Consider the following 20400-nt stretch of genomic DNA (forward strand, 5'->3'; position numbering starts at 1 on the left):
TCATTCTCCTGCGAGTGGAAGGGATAGGAAAACGGTGGTGCCGCGGCCGGGGGCACTGTCGACGCGCAGCGCGGCGCCGGCCAGCGCCGCGCGCTCGTGCATGCCGCCGATGCCGAAGCCGGCACGGGGCTGGTGGAGATCGAAGCCGGCGCCGTCGTCGCGCACCTGCACCTGCACGCGGCCGGCACGGATGCGCAGGCGGCAGGCGATGACACGGGCGCGGGCATGTTTCGCGGCGTTGCCGACCGCTTCGCGGACGATCATCGCCACCTGTTCGCAGGCGGCCGGCGGGAGCACGGCATCGTCGTCGAGCTGCACGCGCAGGCGGCTGCCGGCGGCCAGCGGCTGGTTTGCCAGCGCAGCGCGGATCGCGCAAGCGGGGCTGGCTCCGTGTTCGCGGCTCGGCGCGGCGTCGCGCAGCTTGCGCACGAAGTCACGGGCGCTGGCCAGGCCCTGCTCGGCGGCCAGCATGGCGGTGGCGAGGCAGGCGGCCACCTGCGCCGGATCGGCATTGCCGCTGGCGGCCCGCAGTTGCAGCAGCACGGCGGTGAGGTCCTGCAGCACGATGTCGTGCACGTCGCGGGCGCAGCGCAGGCGCTCGGCACGGAGCGCAGCGAGCACGTCATCGTGCGCGGCGTCGCGGAAGGAGGGCATCGTGGCGTCGGGGCGGTGGATCGTCAGCTGTCTCATGGCTACTCGTTGGCTGGGAGTTGATCGGCGATGCCGGCAGCATCATTCGCTGTGCCGCCGTTCATCGTGGAGAAAGCATAAGCCGCCGCGCGGGCGGCGAACATCATACGTGCGTATGGTCCCGCGCATCGGGCACGCCGGGACCGGCCAGGGCACGCTCGATGCAGCCGACCAGCGCATCGGCGCGGAACGGCTTGCCGAGCACGCAGGAGGCGCCCGCCTGCGCGGCACGGCCCGGGGCGCCATCCTGCAGGAACGCGCTGATGACGATGAAAGGCACGCCGTCATCACGGCCGCGCAGCAGTTCGAGCAGTTCGAGGCCGCTCATGCCGGGCATCTGGAGATCGGAGATCACCAGGTCGGTCGCGCAACCGGCGGCAAGAAACTCCTCGGCGGAGGCGAACAGCCGGGCGCGCAGGCCCAGCGAGCGTACCAGGCTGCTGACGGCCGTACGCACCGAGGCATCGTCGTCGACGATGCAGACTTCCTGATCTGTGAGGGACACGGGGGCTCCTGATGGTGCAATCGGCAGGAGCTTAACGGCAATGGCGCAGCCGGGAAATCATACGTGCGTATGAGGCGGCGTTAGGACGTTAAAACCGGTGACAGACACCCGTTTTCCTGGAATGTTTCGAAACAACCGGTGTCTGTCACCGGTTTTCCAGAAAGATTTCAAAAGAACTGGTGTCTGTCACCGGTTTTCGCTACCGGTTTTCGTCAGCGGAGTGCCAGCGCCTCGGCCATGCGCACGAGGTCGGCGAAGGTCCGGGCCTGCATCTTCTTCATTGCCTGGCCACGGTGGATCTTGACGGTGATTTCGCTGGTGCCCACCTCGGCGGCGATCTGCTTGTTCATCAGGCCGCGGGCGGCCAGCGCCATGATTTCGCGTTCGCGCGGCGTCAGCGTGGCGTAGCGGCGGCGCAGGTCGGCCTGCAGGGCGTCGCCGGCGCGCCCGGCCGCGTCGCGCGCAAGAGCCTGGCCGACGGCGTCCAGCAGCTCTTCCACGCGGACCGGCTTGGCGAGGAAATCGATGGCGCCGGCCTTCATGGCGCGCACGGACATGGGAATGTCGCCGAAGCCCGTCATGAACACGACCGGCAGCGCGCAGCCCTGCGCCTTCAGCGCGGCGTGCAGGTCCATGCCGCTGTGGCCGCCGAGGCGCACGTCCAGCAGCAGGCAGCTGTTGCGGTCGTCGCGACAATGGCCGAGGAAGTCGGCGACCGAGCCGAAGGTGGCCACGTCCATGTCCGCCGAACGCAGCAGGCTCGACAGCGCGTCGCGCAGTGCGGCGTCGTCGTCGACGATATAGACCAGCGGCTTCACGCGGCGGCCTCGCGCGCCACGGGCAGCAGGATTTCCAGCGTGGCGCCGGAGCCGCCCGGCACGGCGGCGATGCGGCCGCCATGCGCTTCGACGATCGAACGGCAGATCGGCAGGCCCATGCCCATGCCATCGCGCTTGGTGCTGTAGAACGGTTCGAACAGCCGTCCGGCGCCATCTTCCGGGATGCCCGGCCCTTCGTCGCTCACGGCGATGCGCACGCCGTTGTCGCGTGGCGCGACCACCAGCCGCAACGTGCCGCCTTGCGGTTCCATCGCCTGCATGCCGTTCATCAGCAGGTTGATCAGCACCTGCTGCAGCTGCACGCGGTCGCCGGCCACGGGCGGCAGGCCTTCGGCGATGTCGACGACGAGCGTGGCGCCGTGGCTGGCGAGCTCACGCTGCAGCAGCGCCGCGCAGTCATGCACGATGCGCGCCAGGTCGACGGGCGCGAAGGCGGCGTCCGTTTTTTGCGCCAGCGTGCGGATGCGCCGGATGACTTCGCTGGCGCGGCAGGTATCGTCCAGCATCCTTTGCAGCGCGTGTTCCACTTCCTGCGGGTCCGGCTGCTGGCGGCGCAGCCAGCGCAGCGCGGCCTCGCCGTTGGCCGAGATCGCGGCCAGCGGCTGGTTGACCTCGTGGGCGATCGAGGCCGCCAGCTCGCCCAGCGTCGTGACCCGCGTCACGTGCGCCAGCTGCATGCGCGACAGGCGCAGCGATTCCTCGCGCTGCAACAGCCGCGCCGTGGCCTGCGCGCCGGCATGGGCCAGGTAGCCGCTGATGCCGATGGCGGCCAGGCTGACGGCGCAGCGGGCCAGCGAGGAATTGAGCACGCCGAACCATCCGGTGATCAGGTGCGCGGCCGCCGTCAGCACGAGGCACAGCGCCGTCACCGCCAGCACGTGGCGCGGCGACACGTGCACGGTGGCCAGCACGACGACGACATACATGACGGCGATCGCGCTGTCCATCGATGTGAAGGCATCGAGTGCGAAAATCGCCGTGGTCAGCAGCACGATGGCCCCTTTCAGCAGGGCCGTGCGCAGGGGTCCTGGCATGGGAAAACTTCACTGGTAGTTGGTTGGCGGCAGTATATGACGAGCAGTGGCCGCGGCAACCTTACCTGCCGGCCGCCTCCCACCAAAGGCAGAGGCATGCGTCGGCGGATCGGGGAAGGGAACCGACCATGGACGACGACGCGACCGGCACATCGATGCTATGCTGCCGCGCATGGAAAATCCTGTCCCCGCCCAAAGTGCCCATCGAGCCCATATCGCTCCGGTCGAGCTGACGAAAGCGTACCGCCTGCTGAACCATGGCCCCACCGTGCTCGTGTCCGCGCGCCACGGTGGCGTCGACAATGTGATGGCCGCCGCCTGGGCCTGCGCGCTCGACTTCAGTCCGCCGAAAGTCACGGTGGTGCTGGACAAGGCCGTGGCTACCCGGGCTCTCGTGGAGGGCAGCGGCCTGTTCGTGCTGCAGGTGCCGAACGCGGCCCAGGTCGACCTGGTGCACGCCGTGGGCACCCTCAGCAGGGTGGACGAGCCGGACAAGCTGGCCCGCTGCGGCGTCGAACTGTTCGGCATGGATGGCATCGACGCGCCGCTGGTGGCCGGCTGCTCCGCATGGCTGGCGTGCCGGCTCGTGCCCGAACCGCACAACCAGGCGGCTTACGACCTGTTCATCGGCGAAGTCGTTGCCGCGTGGGCCGATACGCGCGTGTTCCGCGACGGCCACTGGCACTTCGAGGATGCCGAACCGCGCTGGCGCAGCCTGCACTACATTGCCGGCGGCCAGTTCTATGCGATCGGCGAGTCGCTGCAGGCCACCGCCGCGTCGCAGTCTTAATACACGTCGCGACGGATGCGGCCTTCGGCCGCCAGCAGTTCCACCGTGTCGCGGCCCAGCAGGTCGGCCAGCGCGGCGTCGACGCCGCCGGCCATGCCCTGCAGGCTGCCGCACACGTACAGCACGGCGCCGTCGGCGATCCAGGCGCGCAGCCGGTCGCCGAGCGCGCGCAGCCGGTCCTGCACATAGCCTTCGCCGTCGCGCGAAAACACCAGGTCGAGTTCCGGCAGGAAGCCGTCGGCGGCCCAGCGTTGCAGCTCGCCCGCGCAGAGGGCATCGAACTCGCGCTGGCGTTCGCCGAACAGCAGCCAGTTGCGCCGCCGGCCGGCGGCCACGCGGGCGCGCAGGTGGCCGCGCAATCCGGCCAGACCCGAGCCGTTGCCGATGAAGAGGCAGGGCACATCGCTGTCGACGGGCGCGAAGGCCGGATTGGCCAGCAGGCGTGCCCGCACGGTCGTCCCAACCGGGGCGTGGGCCGTGAGCCAGCCGGATGCGAGGCCCATGCCCTGCTCGTGGCGCACCTGGCGCACCAGCAGTTCCACGGCACCATCGGCCGGCAGCGACGCGATCGAGTAACGGCGCGGCGCCAGGGGCTTCAGGATAGCGGCGCAGGCCTGGGCCGAAGGGAAGCGGTGGCTGGTGTCCGGCAATTCGCTGGCGGCGAGCAGTTGCGCCAGCGTGCCGCTGCCCGCACGCGCCTTGCCATCGAGCCCTGTCTGCGCCAGCCACGCCTGCACCACCGGCTCGGCGTGGCGTGCTTCGATCTCGACGAGCGCGCCGGGCAGCCAGTGCAACACGTCACCTTCCAGCCTGACTTCGAACAGCGGCGCGCCGAGGCTGCCGGGGTTGAGCAGCGTGCGCCCGGCCAGCGTCCATTGCGCCCAGGGTGCCTCGTCGGCGGCGGGCGCCTCGGCCAGCGGCGCCGCGCCCAGGCAGGCCAGCGCGGCAGACCAGCGCGTGACCGCCGCTTCGTCGCCATTATCCACCTCAACCGGCGCGAACAGCCGCGTCCCTCCCAGCGCGGCAAGCCGGTCGTCCAGCGCGCGGCCGAAACCGCAGAATTGGGCATAGGCGCTGTCGCCCAGCGCCAGCACGGCATAGCGCAGGTGCGGCAGCCGCTGCGTGGCGTCGGCCAGCTGGCGGGCAAAGCGGCGCGCGCCATCGGGCGGCTCGCCTTCGCCATAGCTGCTGGCCACGAAGAGTGCGTCGCGGTAGCCGGCCAGGTCCGCCGGTGCGATCGTGGCCACGGCCCGCACGTCGGCTGGCGTGCCGGCCGCCTGCAGCGCGGCGGCGGTGCGCAGCGCCAGGCGTTCGGCCTGGCCCGTCTGACTGGCGTAGGCGACGAGCACCGGATCGAGGCCGGGCAGCGCGAGCGCCCCGTCGGCGCCGTCCAGCGATCCCAGGCGGGCCCGCTCGGCCCGCGCCGCCCGTGCCTGGCGGCGGCGCTTCAGGTACAGCATCCAGCCAGTGATGGCGAAGCCGGGCAATGCCAGGCTGGCCAGCATCATGGCGATCTGGCCCGGCAAGCCGAAGTAGGTGCCAATGTGCAGCGGATAGAACGTCGTCAGCGCCCGTGCGCCCAGCGATTTCGCGGCGTACGGTTCGTTCTTCGTCAGGGTGCCGTCCGGCGCGATCGTCATCGCGCTGCGCGCGCGTGGGTGGGGGGCGTCGGCGGGCAGCCATGCGACCTGGATCGGGGCGTTCGGCTTGTCGGTAAAGCGCAGGAAAGCCATCTGCCAGCCGGGCGCCTGCTGGACGAACGTGTTCCAGGCCGGCGCCAGGTCGACTGGCGCCGGCCGCGCCTTTTGCATCCCCGGCCCGTGTGCAACCGGTTTGGCGGGCGCTTCACGCGGCGCGCGCTTCACGCCGGCCCAGCCATCGACCGTGTTCCTGAACGAGTCGAACGCCCAGTAGGCGCCGGTGAGGGTGAAGATGACGTAGGCGACGAGGGCCCAGGTGCCGGCTACCGAGTGCAACGCCCACAGGAACGAGCGCCCCTTCAGGCGCGTATCGAACGTCAGCCACGTGCGCCAGTTGCCGGCATTGCGCGGCCAGCGCAGGTACAGGCCGGACAGGGCCAGGCCCAGCAGGCACAGGGCCAGCGTGCCGGTGACCGGCTTGCCCGTCTCGCGGTCCAGCAGCAGCCAGCGGTGCAGGAATTCGATCCATTCGAATGCCGCTTCGCCGGCCAGCTCCGGCTGGATCGTGCCAGCATACGGGTGCACGTAGATGGACTCGCCGCGCGGCTCGCCGGGCAGCGCCGCCAGCCCGACGCGGGCCGCGGTGCCTGGCGCCGAATAGACGATCACCGACGCCACGCGCCGGTCCGGGTGGGCGGCGCGCACCGCGTCGGCCACCTGCTGCGGTGCCAGGGCGGGTGCATTCTGCACCGGCACGTGGCGCACGCCCGGATTGACCAGGTCGAGCATCTCTTCCTTGAAGACCAGCAGTGCGCCGGACAGGCCGATCACGATCAGCACGGTGCCGGCCGTGATGCCGATGAACCAGTGCAGCTGGAACCACACCTGTTTCCAGGTCGGCAGGATGAAGCGGCGGGCGGGAATGGGTGTCGGGGACGGACTGCGGGCGGGGAGCGGATCGCGTTTCATGGTGGGGGCGTCGTGCGCGCCGCACCGGGGCATGGGGTGGCGGCTGGGTTCGGATTGACAGGCATTATAGGCGCAAACTCCAGGAATGAGAATCATTCCTGTTGGCGAATGCGCCTCCTGTCGCTCAGCGCGCCGGCAACGTATAGCGCAGCGTGTAGTAGTGCTGCTTGCCTTCGATGTCGATCGTGGCCGTGCCGGCGATGCCCGCCAGTTCGCCGGTGCCCGAGCCGGGCGCGATCACGATCGCCAGGTCCTGGCGCCCGGCCTGCATCGTGCCGGAGTGCTGCATGACGAAGCTGCCGCGGCGTCCTGCCAGCGTTCCGGTGAAACGCTCCAACGCGACGTAGCCGGCGGTGCCGGTGGCCGGGCTGCCGGCCGTCAGCATCTCGCCTTCGCCTGTGCCGGCCAGTGCGCCGTAAAAGGTTTTCGTGAATGTCATGCGGCCGCGGTTATCGTCCGCGGTGGCCGGCGCGCCCGGTGCCGGCGTGACCTTCACGTCGAAGGTGCCCTTCACTTCGGTGGGCTGGGCCGGCGTGATGGCTTGTGTGGCGGTGGCGAGCGCGATGGCGGCGATGGTGTTCATGGACACTCCGGTCGTTGATAATGCTGCTACTGTAATACCGCTGAGCGGTGGCGGACCAGAAAAACACGACATGTCAGGCAGCATGCCCAAGGTGGTCCTCGATCCGCAGGGCGATGGGGCCGCTTCGATCCGCGCCGGCGCGACTGGCTGCTGTTGGCCAGCATTCTCTGCTTCGGCACCCAGTCATTTATCTCTTGCACAAGCAAAATGGATCATTTGGACTCGATTTATCAGAATACTGTCGACCTGGAAGTAGATCGTCTTTCTCGACTTTCTCCGTGTGAATTAATGCAGCTCACGCCGAAACATCGCGAAGTGGAGACCGGGCGGGGCGTCGTTGAACTGGCTTACTTGATCTTCGATGGTGGCGATTTTCGGCGCATCGCGGTCATGGCCGAGCGACCTGTCATGCTCGGTTTCGCCAAGAGAAAATTCGCAGGCGCGCTCAAAGTGCAATTGCGCTGCGAACGGTTGTCCGGAGACGAGGTTGCCGACCTGTATGATTAAAACCGGAGTACGCACGGATCGCCGCGCGTTGCAGGCACCGCAGGAGGGCTATCTGTCCTGCTACCGCCGCATCCGTGCCATGAGGATCGGGCGGGGATCGATGGGGCTGTCGAAAATGAACGTGGTGGCGCCATGTCGGCACTCGACAGCTATGCTTCCTGCATGTTGTTCAGCCACGCTGCGCACGAACGGCAAACCGATTTGCCACCCGCCTTCTCCCTTCATGGCGGTTCTTTTGTAGAGCTGGAAGATCGCTTCGATCCTGTCCGGGGGGATCGGCGGACCTTCGTTGGTAATGGATAAGGCGACACGGCCACCATAGCAACGCAGCATCGCCGTGATGGGCGTTCCGGGATCACTGTACTCGACAGCGTTCGATATCAGGTTCTCGATCGCCTTCGATATCGAATCACGATGCCAGAATCCATGCACAGCGGTTGCCATCACGTTGACGCGGGAAGCGGCGGTCGAGGATCGAACCACGCCCAGGAGGACGTCGTGAAGATCAAGCCACTGGAGCTCCGGCGTGTCAGTCGCGGGAGGACAAATCATCGACATATCGAGCATCTCGGACAGCATCGACCCGATGCGCGCCAGACGCTGCGACGCCAGTGCTCCAAGCTCGCGCGAGGCTTCAGTCTGCTGTCCCTCGAGAAGGTGATCGACGGCCATCGCTGCAGCGGAGAGCTGGGCACGAATGTCGTGCACCGCAGCTGTACTGAACTGTTCTCGCGCAGCCGCCTTGCTCAGGATGAAGCCTGTTATCGATTCGCGGATGGCTTCATCGATCAGGGAGTTAAGTCTGGCTGCCTGGTCGCGGGAGATGGCAAAGCCGGCATTCCCCCACGTGGTGAATAAGACACTTCTGAAGAGCTGAAGCTCATGCGCGACGGTTTCAACGTCATATCCGGTGAGTCGCGCACGCTCGCCGCCATGTTCGGAAGCCAGGGTTGATTGACGATAATTGAATATTTCACCGGACGCCACGGAGCACAACTGCTCATAAAAGATCGGCAAGGTATCCAGCAGCAGCGGCGCTGGTAACTCATGTGCAAAGCGTACCTGCTCCCGTACCGCGGTCATCCACGAGGCAAAGACGGTATCGCGCAACATCATGAGACGCTGGTGCAGATCGTCAGAATGTTGAGTCATGATCGATAAGGGGCGGTCATTTACTTGCGACCATGGTACCCCAGTCTACGCACACCAGGCTGTTTGCCGAGTCGTCGTGCCGACCCTCCCGGCGCTGTGCGGTTTGACGCTGCGTGCCGGGTTTCCCCTGAATGCAGGCGCGTCTGGTAAATGCCTCAACCGTGTGACGTGCGCCATAACCGCATCAGGCCGTTGTCATTGAGTGTTCCCGGCTGTCTGAACTCGGACGCGGGATTATTCCCGTTCCTGGCATGCTGATCCATCAAGACCCTCAGGATGACTTCCTGCGGCACTCTGCAGTACTGCATGTAATTCCATGCAAGCGACGGGCCTTGCGTCGTCTGGATTTGCAATCCTTTGTCGACATCGGCGGCTGTGACAATATTGGTCCTGGTGTACATGGCATTTACCTCGGTTTTTTCAGGGGCCGCACGGCAATGGTTGACTCGTTGATGTCGTTATTGCTGCGAAATCAGCTCACTTTCATAGCAAGTCAGATTATCGAACGCTTCAGTGGCTGCCTTCCTGGCTTGTTTGACCCGCATAAACAGGTCAGCAGCGAGCAGGGCATATACGTCAACTTTGGTGCATTCTGCCAACTCATGTGCAACAGCATGCTCTGCGGCCAGGGCCGCAACATAGTTGCGCTACGCATTAATTCCTTCAGCTCGGTATATTTTCATGGTGCACTTTTCTCATGATCGAGTAAAAACTCACGGACCAGAACGGCAAGATTTCGGCGAAGCCTGTTATCGGAAAATAACATGAGGCCAATTAATATTTTTGCAAGCGCTTATTCGTCGGGCGATGGATTGAAATCCTGGAAATAGCATGGGCTGAAACATATTGCGATGGAAATCGTTCCAGTCGGGAGCCTGTTGTTTGCCCCATGGGCCGCCAGGCCCGTGCAGGGATGGAGAACTGCTGCGTACCACATCATTGCGGGCCGACCTGCCTGTCGACGTTGGGCACGCGATGCCCGCTATAATCGAATTTTTCTATACAGCCGGGCCAGTCTCATGATCCTACGCCGCGGCATCACCCTCAGCCTGCGCCACCTGCTGATCCTGCTGACGGCAATCGGTTTCCTGCCGCTGGCGCTGCTCGGCACGTGGGGCCTGATGACGGCCGCCGACGTGCAGCAGCGCGAGCAGGACCGCTCGATGCTGGAACTGGCGCGGGCGTTGTCCTCGGCCGTCGATGCCGAGCATGATGGCGCGGCGTCGGCGCTGACCGGATTGGCGCGCACGCCGCAGCTGCAGGGCGGCGACCTGGCCGCGTTCCACGACATGGCCAGGCGGCAGGCCGCGGCACAGACGGGCTGGCTCGGTGTGATCCTGTCCGACAAGGCCGGCCACGCGGTATTGCGCACGATGGCGCCGTTCGGCGCGCCCGCCGCGCCCGTGGCCGATCCCGCCAGCCTGGCGCGGGCGGTTGCGACGGGCAAGTCCGTGGCCGGCAGCGTGATGCGGGGAAAGGGTGGCCGCGCCGCCTTTCCCGTGCGCGTCCCCGTCGACCTGCCGGATGGCCGCCGCTATGTGCTGTCCGCCGTCATCGCGCCGGACCGCATCGTCAACGTGATCCGCCGCCAGCGCGCACCCGGCGACTGGGTGATCGCCGTGATGGATGGCACCGGTCGGCGCGTGGCCCGTTCGCGCGACCATGAGCGTTTCGTCGGCGGGGCGGGCAGCCCCGGGCTGCAGCGCCTGCTGCGCAGCGGGGCCGAGGGGACCGGCGATTCACGGACGATCGAGAACGTGGAAGTGCGCACCGCCTTCACCACGTCGGCGCGCTGGGGCTGGACCGTGGTCGTCAGCGCGCCCACCGCGTCGCTGCGGCTGCCGCTGCTGCAGGGCGCGCTCGTCTACGCGGCCGGGCTGGTGCTTACGCTGGCGGCCTGCATCGCGCTGGCGTCGCTGCTCGCACGGCGCATCGTGCGCCGCATCGACTGCCTCGTGCAACAGGCCGCCGCGCTTGGCGCCGGCAAGCCGGTCGATGTCGAGCCTTCGCGCGTGCGCGAGATCGAACAGATGGGACAGGCGCTGGCCGCCGCGGCGGCCGCGCGCGACCGGCACGAGCGTGAGCGCTCGACCCTGCTGGCGTCGCTCGAGCGGGCCGTCGCTTCGCAGCAGGCGGCGCTGGCCGAGGCGCGCGAGGCCGGCCGGGCCAAGGATGAATTCCTGGCCGTGCTGGGCCACGAGCTGCGCAATCCGCTCAGCCCGATCGTGGCGTCGCTCGACCTGATGGACCTGCGCGGCGAGACGGGTGCCCAGCGCGAGCGCGCCGTGCTGCGGCGCCAGGTGGCCCACCTGAAGCGGCTGGTCGATGACCTGCTCGACGTGTCGCGCATCGCGTCGGGCAAGCTCGCGCTGGAGCTGCGGCCCGTGGACCTGGCCGACATCGCGCGGCAGGCCGTTGCCGCCGCGTCCGGCATGGAGGTCACGCTGGAGGCGCCGGCGTCGCTGTGGGTGCTCGGCGACGACAGCCGGCTCGCGCAGGTGCTGAGCAACCTGCTGTCGAACGCGGGCCGCTTTGGCGGCGGGACAGCAGCCGTTTCCCTCTCGACGGCGGCCGGCCCGGATGCGGAGCAGGGCATGGCCCGGCTGGCAGTCAGCGACCGCGGTACCGGGATGGCGCCGGAGCTGCTGGCGCGCGTGTTCGAACCTTTCTACCAGGCGCCGCAGCAGCTGGCGCGCCGCACGGGGGGCCTCGGGCTGGGGCTGGCCATCGTGCGCAAGCTCGTCGAGCTGCATGGCGGCCACGTGACGGCGCACAGTGCCGGTCCGGGGCAGGGCAGCACGTTCGAGGTATTGTTGCCCCTGGCGCAATGCGGGCAGGCGCCCGTGGCCGCGCCCGATGTACCGGTGGCGCAGGGCTTGCGGGTGTTGCTGGTGGACGACAACGAGGATGCCGCGCGGGCCAGCGCGCTGATGCTCGAGCACATCGGCCTGGACGTGCAGGTGGCGCACACGGCGCACGAGGCGCTGGCGGCCTATGGCGGCAGCGGCGCCGATGCCGCGCTGCTCGACATCGGCTTGCCCGACATGGATGGCTATGCGCTGGCCGTGGCGCTGCGAGAAGCGGCCGGCGGCAGGGCGCTGCGGCTGGTCGCGCTGACGGGCTATGGACAGAAGGGCGATGTGGCACGCGCACTCGATGCCGGCTTCGACCTGCACCTGACGAAACCGGCTTCGCTTGACGACCTCCGGCGCGCGCTCGCCGCCTGATTTCGTGTACCATTCCCCGTTTATTTGACAGGAAACGGCATCATGGCGGAACGCGGCACCCCGAGGTCGCGCGCTGACGCAACGACGGCTGCGCGTGTGGAAGATGCATTGAGGATCGTCGAGGCCGATGGCATCCATCCGGCACTGGAATTCATGCAGCGTGCGGGCGTCCCGCGCGAGATCGCATTGCGTGTGCTGTGCTCGCCACTATTCCACCGCCACGGCGAACGCCGCCGCAATCCCCGGTAACTGCCGCGCAGCGGCTTGCATCCTGTATTCCATCTAAGCGCAGTCCTACGTCGCGCAGGACAGCTCTCCGACTGGCGTCCCGCGCCCACCCTCCTACAATGAGGTAGGCTCGCATCCGGCGGGTCCTGCAACCTGACTCGAGGAGTAGCTGATGGCAACGATGAATACCGGCTCGGCCGACGTGGTCGCGCACAAGGCCCTGAATGCCGTGGACTGGATCGCGATGGTCCTGCTGATCGTGGGTGGCCTGAACTGGGGCCTGGTCGGCCTGCTCCAATTCGACCTGGTGGCCGCGATCTTCGGTGAACAGACGACCGCTTCGCGCATCGTCTATGCGCTCGTGGGCCTGTCCGCGCTGTACGGGATCTACCTGGCCGCGAAGAAGCTGCCGAATCACTGAGCAGCAGGCGCTCGCCGCACACCGGAGCCGCGCACCGCGCCGCTCCGGTTTTTCATTGGCGCGCCGTGCCGGCACACGCAATGGCGAATTCCAACGAAGCATAGTCGGAATGCTTCGTTCTGTTTCGTCAACGGTCCTTCTATATTGGCGGCTCGGCCATGTGCCCGCCTTTGCCAATGTTGACCGATGACCGCCGCATCCCCACACCCCGATTCCCTCACCGTGCGCAACGCCATGCTGGGCAACGAATTCCAGCGCAGCTATGGCTGGCTGACCGCCAGCATGCACCGCCTCGTCGGTTGCCGCAACGATGCGGAAGACCTGGCCGCCTCGACCTTTACCGAACTGGCCGCGCTCGACGACGTGCGCCACATCCGCCAGCCGCGCGCGCTGCTGACGACGATCGCGCGCCGCCTCACCTTTGAATTCTGGCGCCGGCGCGACCTCGAGCGGGCCTACCTGGCCGAACTGGCCCTGCGCCCGGAAGGGCACGGCGCATCGGCGGAAGAGCTCTGCATGACGGTCGAAGAAATCGTGCGCATCGATGCCGCGTTGGCGAAGTTGTCGCGCAAGGCGCGCGAAGCGTTCATCCTGAGCCAGTTCGAGGAGATGGGCTATGCCGAGATCGCGCTCCGCCTCGATGTCTCCGTCAGCATGGTGCGCAAGTACGTGGCGCAGGCACTGGCCGCCTGCTGGCCGGTGACGGAACCATGAGCGGGAGCATGGCGGAGCGCAGTCGCGCCGAACGCATGGCGATCGACTGGGAAGTGCGGCTGCGCGATCCGGGCGTGGACGAGCGCGCGCTGCGCGCCTTTCGCGCGTGGCACGACGCTGCGCTGGAGCACGCCGCCGCCTGGGCATCGCTGCAGGGCCGGCTGCAACGGATGGGGGGCCGCGACGGTGGCGCTGTGGCGCGGGCGCTGCGGTACCCCGTCGAAGAGCGCCGCCGTGCGCTGCGCGCCGGCTTCGGCATGGCGCTGCTGGCGGTGTCCGGCGCCGGCGGCTGGAAGCTGGCGCACGAGCTGGGCTACGACGCCACATGGCGCAGCGCCACGGGCGAACGCGGCGGCGCGACATTGGCGGACGGATCGGCGCTGCGCTTCGATGCCGGCTCGTACATCGACCTGGGCGCCGCGGCCGGGCGCACGCGGCTGGACCTGCGGCAGGGCCAGATGCTCGTGCGTGCGCGTGGGCCGCTGACGGTAGCGATGGGCGTGGACGGCACCCATGCCACGATCGACTGCAATGGCGTCGAACTGTGCGCCGGGCGCCTGGGCCGGCGTGGCGTGGTGACCGTGCGGGGTGGCGAAGCCGTGCTGCGCCTGCCCGGGCGCGCGCCGGTGGCATTGCCGTCCGGCGCGGCGATGACGTTCGATCGTGCCGGCGCCGTGCCGTCTGCCTTGTCGTTCAATGCAATGGCCGGCTGGACGCGCGGCATGCTCGTGGCCGACCGCCTGCCGCTGCCGGACCTGGCCGACGCCTTGGGCCGCTACCACCACCACATCCTGCGCGTGACGGGCGCGGCGGCCGGCCACGTCGTCAGCGGCGTGTTCCGGCTCGACGACCTGGAGGGCGCGCTGCGACAGATTGTCGCGGCGCTGCCGGTGAAAGTGGCGCGCTACGGCATGCTCGCCATCGTCGAATGAAAAATATTTTCAGTTTTCACTGACGCTTTCTGCATCTCGCTGCACAAGGGGATTACCAACGACATTCATGAGGTATCCCTTGCACAAGTTTTCAAAGCATGCCATCACGCTGGCCGTCATGGCTACCCTTCCTGCCCTCCATGCCCACGCCCAGGCCCAGTCCCAAGCGACACACCAGAATTACCAGTTGCCCGCGGCCCCGCTCGAGCAGACGCTGCTGACGATCGCGGCCGACACCGGCGTGGCGCTGGCCTACGATCCGCGCCTGCTGGGCGGCGCCCGCTCGGCGCCCGTGGTGGGCCGCTTCAGCGCGACCGAGGCAATTGCCCGCGCGCTCGACGGCAGCGGCTTCGAACTGGCGCCGAACGCCGGCGACGCGCTGACGATCCGCCGCCGCGCCGTGGCGCGGCCGCAGGGCCCCGCCGCCCTGCCGATGCTGAAGGTGTCGGCACCGGCCATGTCGGCAACATCGGCCGTCGCCGCCGCGCAGCCCGCGGCCACGATGGCCACGGTGACCGTCAGCGGTACGCGCCAGGTGGCCAGCGCGGGGAGCGCGGAGGACCCCCGGCGCGCGCCGACGTCGGCGTACCGCATCGGCGGCGACGAACTGGACGAGCAGAACGTCACCACGCTGGAGGAACTGCAACAGCTGGTGCCCGGCCTGAACATCCAGAGCACCGACCCGTCGGACATGCAGATCACGATCCGTGGCGTGGGCGACGGCGGCGGCCAGGCCTCGGGCGACGCGAACATCGGCATGCCCAGCGGCGTCGCCGTCTACGTCGATGGGGTCTATCTCGCCCGGCCCGGCATGCTGTCGAGCCTGGGCGACATCGACCACGCCGAAGTGCTGAGCGGCGCCCAGGGCACGCTGTTCGGCGCGAACGCCACGGGCGGCGTGGTCAACATCGTGACGAAATCGCCCACGTTCTTGCCCGAGGCGGGCATCACCGTGTCGGCCGGGCAGCATGGCTACCAGCGCGTGCGCGGCGTCGTGTCCGGACCGCTGTCCGAGAACTGGGCAGGGCGCCTCAACGCGGTGCGCAGCCATTCGGATGGTGCCGTCACCAACCTGCGCACGGGGAACAAGCTCAATGGCGGTGCGTCGAACGGCGCGCGCGGCCAGCTGCTGTACCGCGGCGGCGAGCGGTTCACCTTGCGCCTGTCCGCCGACTACAACAACAGCAACAGCGAACCGACCGCCGTGCTGGTGGCCACGCACGCCGTCAATGGCCGCGACACCTACCTGACGCATGCCGCGGCCGCCGGCCACAATGTAGTGTTCGGCCCGAACGTTGACCTGGACGATGAAAACCGCATTCACGTCTTGCAGGGCGGCGTGTCCGCGCTGGCCGAGTGGCAGCTGGAATCCGGCTGGCGGCTGCGCTCCGTCACGTCGCTGCGCTACTTCCACTCGCAGCCGACGATGGCCGACGGCCTGTCGGTGCGGGTCTATGCGAACACGGGTACCGAGGTGCGCGACAAGACGTGGTCGCAGGAAGTGCGCGTCGATTCGCCCGCGGGCCGCGCCGTCGACTACGCGCTGGGCCTCACTTACCTGGGCCAGCATGCCGAGACGCTGGCGCACACGCGCTATGCGAATACCACGGTGCCGGCGCTGTGGCTGGACAGCACGGCGTTCCGCAACCTCGACATCATCCGTCTCGGCCTGCTACGGGACCGCATGCTGTCGCCGTTCGCGCAGGGAACGCTGCACATCGGGGATGCCGTCGACATCACGGCCGGCGTGCGCGCCAACGTGCAGAAGAAAGGCGGCAGCTTCATCCGCTACAACCGCGTGCCGTTCAATTCCGGCTACCTGGAAGAAAACCACACGCTGCCCTCCGGCACGCTGGCCGCCACCTGGCGCACGGCGCCGGGGTGGAGCGCCTACGCCGCCGCATCGTACGGCGAAAAATCGGGCGGCCTGAACATCTCGGCCGGCGCCGCCCGGCAGGCCGGCCTCGACTCGCTGTACATCAAGCCGGAAAAGACGAAAACCGGCGAGATCGGCGTGAAAGCCAGCCTGGCGGGCGACCGGCTGGCGCTGAAGGGCAATCTGTTCCTGACCGAAATCAGCGATTTCCAGACCCAGGGCTACAACCCGGACGACCAGCAGGTCTACCTGCTCAACGCCGGCACGTTCATTTCGCGCGGCGCGGAAGCCAGCGCGCGCTGGGCACCGGACCGCAACTGGCGCATCGACGCGGCGGCCGTGTGGAACGACACGTACTACACGCATTACGACAATGCCCGCTGCCCGCCCGAGGTGACGCTGGCGCCGAACCCGCCGCCCTCGTGCAACCTCACCGGGTCGCGCGTGTTCAATGCGCCGAAGGTGACCGCCAACGCCAGCGTGCGCTATGGCTGGACCGGTGACAGCGGCCTGCGCTCGTTCGTCTCGGCCCGCTACGCCTACCGCAGCTGGATGTTCGGCACCGTCGACACGTCGGCGTTCACGCGCGTGCCCGGCTATGGCCTGGCCTCGTTCGCGGCCGGCACCGGAGGCAAGGCCGGCGCGGGTGAATGGAACGCCTCCATCTGGCTGAACAACGCATTCGACCGGACCTACTACAAGCGCCTCGGCAACGGCGACTACGGTTCGGTCTCCGGCTGGCTGGGCGAACGTCGTACACTCGGGGTCACGCTGGGCTACCAGTACTGATACCGCTATCTACGACTGTGCAAAACTTATCGTGCAACACGAACAGGGAGACCGATGGACCGCCGTAACCTGCTGAAACTCACCGCGCTGCTGGCCGGCGCACCCACGATGACGATGCTGCCGGCGCGCGCCGCCGGCCAGGCCGCGACGGCGCCGCCGCCAGCGACGGCGTTGCGCTGGCTCGATGGCGCGCCACCCGCCAGCTTCACCGGCGCCACGTTCGGGGTGCCCTGGCCGCAGGGCCTCGTGCCGCGCGCCAGCGGTTTCACCGTGCTGGTAGCGGCAGGCGGGGTAACGCCGGCACTGCAATCCTGGCCGCTGGCTTACTGGCCCGATGGTTCTGTGAAATGGAGCGGGCACGCGATCGGCGCCGGCGCCCCGGCTTCCGGCTATGACCTGCAGCCCGGGCCAGCCACGCCGGCGGGTGCGGCGATGGCAAGGCGCGATGGCGACGACATCGTCGTCGATACGGGCAGGCTGCGCGCCCGCGTGCCGGGCAAGGGCGGCAAGGTGCTGGCCGGGGTGGCGCTTGCCGGCCACGTGCTGCTGGGCGACGGCGAACTGGTGCTGCTGACCGATACCGTCAATGATGGCGAGGAGGGTACCGCCCGTCGCCGGCGCTGGCACGGCGAGGTGGCACGGGTGGAACTGGAGCAGGACGGCCCGGTCCGCACGGTAGTGAAAGCGACCGGCGCGCACCGGGTGGGCGACGGTGCGACGCTGCTGCCATTCACGCTGCGCCTGGAATTCCACCGCGACAGCGACGCGATCCGCGTACTGCATACCTTCGTCATCGACGTCGATCCGGCGAAGCTGGACGTGCGGGGCATCGGCCTGCGTTTCGGCCTGGCGCTCGACGGCGCGCCGCACGACCGCCATGTGCGCTTCGTGTCGGATGGCGGCGGCGTGTTCGCCGAAAGCGTGCGCAGCCTGACGGGCCTGCGCCGCGACGTGGGCGACGCCAATGCCGCCGCGCAGGTCGCCGGCCGCCCGTTGCCGCCGGTGGAGGAATTGCCGCAGGCCGTGCGCGACGGCCTGCGCTACGTGCCCGCGTTCGGCGACTACCGCCTGGTGCAGCCGAATGCGGACGGTTTCACGATCGCCAAGCGCACGGCAAAGGGCCATGGCTGGGTTCCCGCCGCCGCCGGCACCCGCGCCGGCGGGACCGGGTATGTGGGCGGCGCGAAGGGCGGTGTGGCGTTCGGCGTGCGCAATTTCTGGCAGAGCCACCCGGGCCAGCTCGACATCACCGGCGCCGCCGGCGACGACGCGGCCGTCACGTTGTGGCTGTGGGCGCCGGAAGCGCCGCCGATGCAGCTGCGCTTCTACGACGACGGCATGGGGCAGGACACGCATGCCAGACAGCGTGCCGCGCTCGACATCACCTACGAGGACTACGAGCCCGGTTTCGGCACGCCACACGGCATCGCGCGCACGAGCGAGCTGGAACTGCAGCTGCTGGCGGCCACGCCGGGGGCGGCCGACCTGGCCGCGATCGGCCAGCGCATCGCGCAGCCGCCCCGGCTGATGGCGACGCCGCAGCGCCTGCATGCGGCGGGCGTGTTCAGCGACTATTGGGCCCCCGCGGGGCAGGGGGCGCGCGCGCAACACCGCTGGCGTCGCGGCTGGCGCAGCTGTTCGACTACTATGAAAAACAGGTCGAGCAGCGGCGTTGGTACGGTTTCTGGGATTACGGCGACGTGATGCACACCTACGATCCGCGCCGCCACCAGTGGCGCTACGACGTGGGCGGCTTTGCGTGGGACAACTCGGAACTGTCCACCGACATCTGGCTGTGGCATTACTTCCTGCACTCGGGCCGTGCCGACGTGTTCCGGCTGGCCGAGGCGATGACACGCCACACGGGGGAGGTGGACGTGCACCACATCGGGCCGTTTGCACCTTTGGGCACGCGGCACGGCGTGCAGCACTGGGGCGACAGCGCCAAGCAGCTGCGCATTTCGACCGCCATCAACCGCCGCTTCATGTATTACCTGACGGCGGACGAGCGCATCGGCGACCTGCTCACCGAGCAGCAGGAGGCGGTGCGCCGGCTGCGCGACATCGTGCCCGGCCGGAAGATCGGCCAGCGGGCGGCGAGCGGCGCCAACGAGGCCAGCGTGGGCTTCGGCACGGATTGGGGCGCCATCGCCGGCGCCTGGTACACGGCCTGGGAACGCACCGGCGACAAGGCATGGCGCGACCGCCTGCTGGCCAGCATGGCCACGATCGCCGCGCAGCCGCATGGCTTCTTCACGGGCAGCGCGGTGATGAACCTGGACACGGGCGCGTTCCGCATCGATGGGTCGGGCAAGATCGCCGTCTCGCACCTGTCCGCCGTGTTCGGGCTGACGGAAATCTGCGCCGAGCTGCTGCGCACGTTGCCCGAGCCGGCCTTCCGCGACGCCTGGCTGCGCTACTGCCGCCTGTACAACGCCACGCCGGACGTGCAGAAGGCGGCCCTGGGGCAGGACCTCGGCAAGCTGAACCTGTCGCAGGGGCATGCCCGGCTGCTGGGCTACGCCGCCGCGCAGGACCGCGACCCGGCGGCGATGCGGGAAGCCTGGCGCCTGTTCGAGGCGGGCAAGGCGGGGCTGCGCGACGCCGATTTCACGATCCGGCGCGTGGCACGGCCGGCGGTGCTGGACGATGTCGACGAGGCGCCGCGCATCTCCACCAACGGCGCGGCGCAATGGGGACTGGGGGCACTGGGCCTGCTGGCGCTCGACGCTCGCGCCGCGCCGCCGGGCCGGGTGCTGGTGCGCGACGGCTTCAAGGCGTTCGACCCTCGCCGCTGGCGCGTTGAGGCGGAGCAGGGCGATCCGCGCGAGGTCGTCACGGTGAAGGATGGCGCGCTGCTGCTCGACACGCGCGCCGGCCTGACCGTGTGGCTCACCCAGCCGCTCGATGGCCACTACGAGATCGCCTATACCTGCACGGTGCTGGACGAGGGCAAGCCGGGCGACCGGGTGTCGGACATGAACATGTTCTGGCAGGCGCGAATGACGCGGCCATTGTCGGGCAAGCTGGCCGATTATGACCGGGTGCCCATGTTCTATGCCGGCATCGGCGGCAACCACAACACGACGACCCGTTTCCGGTGTTACGACGGCAGCGGCGAGCGGATACTCCTGCAGGAATATATCGACAGTCCATACCTGCTGCGGGCCAATCACCCTTACCGGGTGCGTATCGTCGTCGATGGTGACGGCACCCGGCTATACGTCGACAACGTGCAGTATTTCGCGTCCCGCCAACGGGTTGGCGCAGGCCTGTTCGGTCTGCGCACCACGCTGTCGCGGCAGCGGATCAACGATTTCACCGTTTTTCGTTTGGCGTGACAGGCCTTCAATCGAACGATCGTGCCAAAAGGGGCCGCACGCGATCTTTCATCTCAGGGTAATATTGACGGTTTCGCATGGCGTATCACTTTGATATCGCCGTGCCAGATCGACCGGTTCCACCATTACCAATTCGCCCAGGCGGCGCCGTTCCGGTGCCGCG

Annotated in this window: 18 protein-coding genes; 11 read left to right on the forward strand and 7 right to left on the reverse strand. The window is 68.3% G+C overall.

Annotated elements, in window-relative coordinates:
- The 4 genes from EWM63_RS26600 to EWM63_RS26615 form a co-directional block, all read right to left on the reverse strand.
- Positions 1-690, reverse strand: coding sequence for a sensor histidine kinase (locus EWM63_RS26600; protein ID WP_130189221.1), 690 nt, complete (start codon positions 688-690; stop codon positions 1-3).
- Positions 691-793: 103 nt separating this feature from the next.
- Positions 794-1195 carry a response regulator transcription factor gene (locus EWM63_RS26605; RefSeq protein ID WP_130189222.1) on the reverse strand — a complete coding sequence of 134 codons (402 nt, stop codon included), beginning with the start codon at positions 1193-1195 and terminating at the stop codon, positions 794-796.
- Between the two features lie 212 nt (positions 1196-1407).
- On the reverse strand, positions 1408-2013 hold the full coding sequence (locus EWM63_RS26610; protein WP_229487517.1) for a response regulator transcription factor: 606 nt from the start codon (positions 2011-2013) through the stop codon (positions 1408-1410).
- On the reverse strand, positions 2010-3068 hold the full coding sequence (locus tag EWM63_RS26615) for a sensor histidine kinase (protein WP_130189223.1): 1059 nt from the start codon (positions 3066-3068) through the stop codon (positions 2010-2012). The genes EWM63_RS26610 and EWM63_RS26615 overlap by 4 nt, the downstream gene beginning before the upstream one ends.
- A 172-nt stretch (positions 3069-3240) precedes the next feature.
- Here EWM63_RS26615 and EWM63_RS26620 point away from each other — a divergent pair, with 172 nt between their 5' ends.
- On the forward strand, positions 3241-3858 hold the full coding sequence (locus EWM63_RS26620) for a flavin reductase family protein (protein ID WP_130189224.1): 618 nt from the start codon (positions 3241-3243) through the stop codon (positions 3856-3858).
- Here the strand turns inward: EWM63_RS26620 and EWM63_RS26625 are convergent.
- Together EWM63_RS26625 and EWM63_RS26630 are read right to left on the reverse strand one after the other, a co-directional pair.
- The gene (locus EWM63_RS26625; protein WP_130189225.1) at positions 3855-6467 is read right to left on the reverse strand and encodes a sulfite reductase flavoprotein subunit alpha; all 2613 of its coding nucleotides are present in this window, start codon (positions 6465-6467) and stop codon (positions 3855-3857) included. The genes EWM63_RS26620 and EWM63_RS26625 overlap by 4 nt on opposite strands.
- A gap of 124 nt (positions 6468-6591) precedes the next feature.
- The gene (locus tag EWM63_RS26630) at positions 6592-7050 is read right to left on the reverse strand and encodes a DUF3224 domain-containing protein (protein ID WP_130189226.1); all 459 of its coding nucleotides are present in this window, start codon (positions 7048-7050) and stop codon (positions 6592-6594) included.
- A gap of 207 nt (positions 7051-7257) precedes the next feature.
- On the opposite strand from EWM63_RS26630, the gene EWM63_RS26635 reads away from it, so the two are divergent.
- Positions 7258-7557, forward strand: a complete 300-nt coding sequence (locus EWM63_RS26635; RefSeq protein WP_130189227.1) for a hypothetical protein — start codon at positions 7258-7260, stop codon at positions 7555-7557.
- Between the two features lie 60 nt (positions 7558-7617).
- Here EWM63_RS26635 and EWM63_RS26640 read toward each other — a convergent pair whose 3' ends face one another.
- Positions 7618-8673: a sensor histidine kinase gene (locus EWM63_RS26640; protein ID WP_165390946.1), complete on the reverse strand. Its 1056-nt coding sequence runs from the start codon at positions 8671-8673 to the stop codon at positions 7618-7620.
- A 287-nt stretch (positions 8674-8960) separates the two neighbouring features.
- On the opposite strand from EWM63_RS26640, the gene EWM63_RS26645 reads away from it, so the two are divergent.
- The 9 genes from EWM63_RS26645 to EWM63_RS32865 all read left to right on the forward strand — a co-directional run bounded on the left by EWM63_RS26645 (position 8961) and on the right by EWM63_RS32865 (position 20237).
- The gene (locus EWM63_RS26645) at positions 8961-9410 is read left to right on the forward strand and encodes a hypothetical protein (protein WP_130189229.1); all 450 of its coding nucleotides are present in this window, start codon (positions 8961-8963) and stop codon (positions 9408-9410) included.
- Positions 9411-9728: 318 nt separating this feature from the next.
- Positions 9729-11936, forward strand: coding sequence for a hybrid sensor histidine kinase/response regulator (locus EWM63_RS26650; RefSeq protein WP_130189230.1), 2208 nt, complete (start codon positions 9729-9731; stop codon positions 11934-11936).
- 42 nt (positions 11937-11978) lie between these two features.
- A complete protein-coding gene (locus EWM63_RS26655; RefSeq protein WP_130189231.1) occupies positions 11979-12185 on the forward strand; it encodes a hypothetical protein in 207 nt (68 codons plus the stop codon).
- 151 nt (positions 12186-12336) lie between these two features.
- Positions 12337-12585, forward strand: coding sequence for a DUF378 domain-containing protein (locus tag EWM63_RS26660; protein WP_130189232.1), 249 nt, complete (start codon positions 12337-12339; stop codon positions 12583-12585).
- Positions 12586-12771: 186 nt separating this feature from the next.
- Positions 12772-13299: a sigma-70 family RNA polymerase sigma factor gene (locus tag EWM63_RS26665; protein ID WP_165390947.1), complete on the forward strand. Its 528-nt coding sequence runs from the start codon at positions 12772-12774 to the stop codon at positions 13297-13299.
- 8 nt (positions 13300-13307) lie between these two features.
- Positions 13308-14231 carry a FecR family protein gene (locus EWM63_RS26670; protein ID WP_165390948.1) on the forward strand — a complete coding sequence of 308 codons (924 nt, stop codon included), beginning with the start codon at positions 13308-13310 and terminating at the stop codon, positions 14229-14231.
- 67 nt (positions 14232-14298) lie between these two features.
- Positions 14299-16896: a TonB-dependent receptor gene (locus EWM63_RS26675; protein ID WP_130189234.1), complete on the forward strand. Its 2598-nt coding sequence runs from the start codon at positions 14299-14301 to the stop codon at positions 16894-16896.
- Between the two features lie 54 nt (positions 16897-16950).
- Positions 16951-18600, forward strand: coding sequence for an exo-rhamnogalacturonan lyase family protein (locus EWM63_RS32590; protein WP_229487518.1), 1650 nt, complete (start codon positions 16951-16953; stop codon positions 18598-18600).
- Positions 18531-20237: an exo-rhamnogalacturonan lyase family protein gene (locus EWM63_RS32865; protein ID WP_259772518.1), complete on the forward strand. Its 1707-nt coding sequence runs from the start codon at positions 18531-18533 to the stop codon at positions 20235-20237. Before EWM63_RS32590 ends, EWM63_RS32865 begins: the two co-directional genes overlap by 70 nt.
- Positions 20238-20400 lie beyond the last annotated feature (163 nt).

This window comes from Pseudoduganella lutea, assembly GCF_004209755.1.
Classification (GTDB): Bacteria; Pseudomonadota; Gammaproteobacteria; order Burkholderiales; family Burkholderiaceae_D; genus Rugamonas; species Rugamonas lutea.

Bases quoted from the DNA above. Each gene is read 5' to 3' on its own strand.
- EWM63_RS32590 (WP_229487518.1), top strand. From the start codon at position 16,951: ATGGACCGCCGTAACCTGCTGAAACTCACCGCGCTGCTGGCCGGCGCA.
- EWM63_RS26635 (WP_130189227.1), top strand. From the start codon at position 7,258: ATGGATCATTTGGACTCGATTTATCAGAATACTGTCGACCTGGAAGTA.
- EWM63_RS26630 (WP_130189226.1), bottom strand. From the start codon at position 7,050: ATGAACACCATCGCCGCCATCGCGCTCGCCACCGCCACACAAGCCATC.
- EWM63_RS26600 (WP_130189221.1), bottom strand. From the start codon at position 690: ATGAGACAGCTGACGATCCACCGCCCCGACGCCACGATGCCCTCCTTC.
- EWM63_RS26625 (WP_130189225.1), bottom strand. From the start codon at position 6,467: ATGAAACGCGATCCGCTCCCCGCCCGCAGTCCGTCCCCGACACCCATT.
- EWM63_RS26645 (WP_130189229.1), top strand. From the start codon at position 8,961: ATGCTGATCCATCAAGACCCTCAGGATGACTTCCTGCGGCACTCTGCA.
- EWM63_RS26620 (WP_130189224.1), top strand. From the start codon at position 3,241: ATGGAAAATCCTGTCCCCGCCCAAAGTGCCCATCGAGCCCATATCGCT.
- EWM63_RS26655 (WP_130189231.1), top strand. From the start codon at position 11,979: ATGGCGGAACGCGGCACCCCGAGGTCGCGCGCTGACGCAACGACGGCT.
- EWM63_RS26615 (WP_130189223.1), bottom strand. From the start codon at position 3,068: ATGCCAGGACCCCTGCGCACGGCCCTGCTGAAAGGGGCCATCGTGCTG.
- EWM63_RS26670 (WP_165390948.1), top strand. From the start codon at position 13,308: ATGGCGGAGCGCAGTCGCGCCGAACGCATGGCGATCGACTGGGAAGTG.
- EWM63_RS26660 (WP_130189232.1), top strand. From the start codon at position 12,337: ATGGCAACGATGAATACCGGCTCGGCCGACGTGGTCGCGCACAAGGCC.
- EWM63_RS26675 (WP_130189234.1), top strand. From the start codon at position 14,299: ATGAGGTATCCCTTGCACAAGTTTTCAAAGCATGCCATCACGCTGGCC.
- EWM63_RS26640 (WP_165390946.1), bottom strand. From the start codon at position 8,673: ATGATGTTGCGCGATACCGTCTTTGCCTCGTGGATGACCGCGGTACGG.
- EWM63_RS26650 (WP_130189230.1), top strand. From the start codon at position 9,729: ATGATCCTACGCCGCGGCATCACCCTCAGCCTGCGCCACCTGCTGATC.
- EWM63_RS26665 (WP_165390947.1), top strand. From the start codon at position 12,772: ATGACCGCCGCATCCCCACACCCCGATTCCCTCACCGTGCGCAACGCC.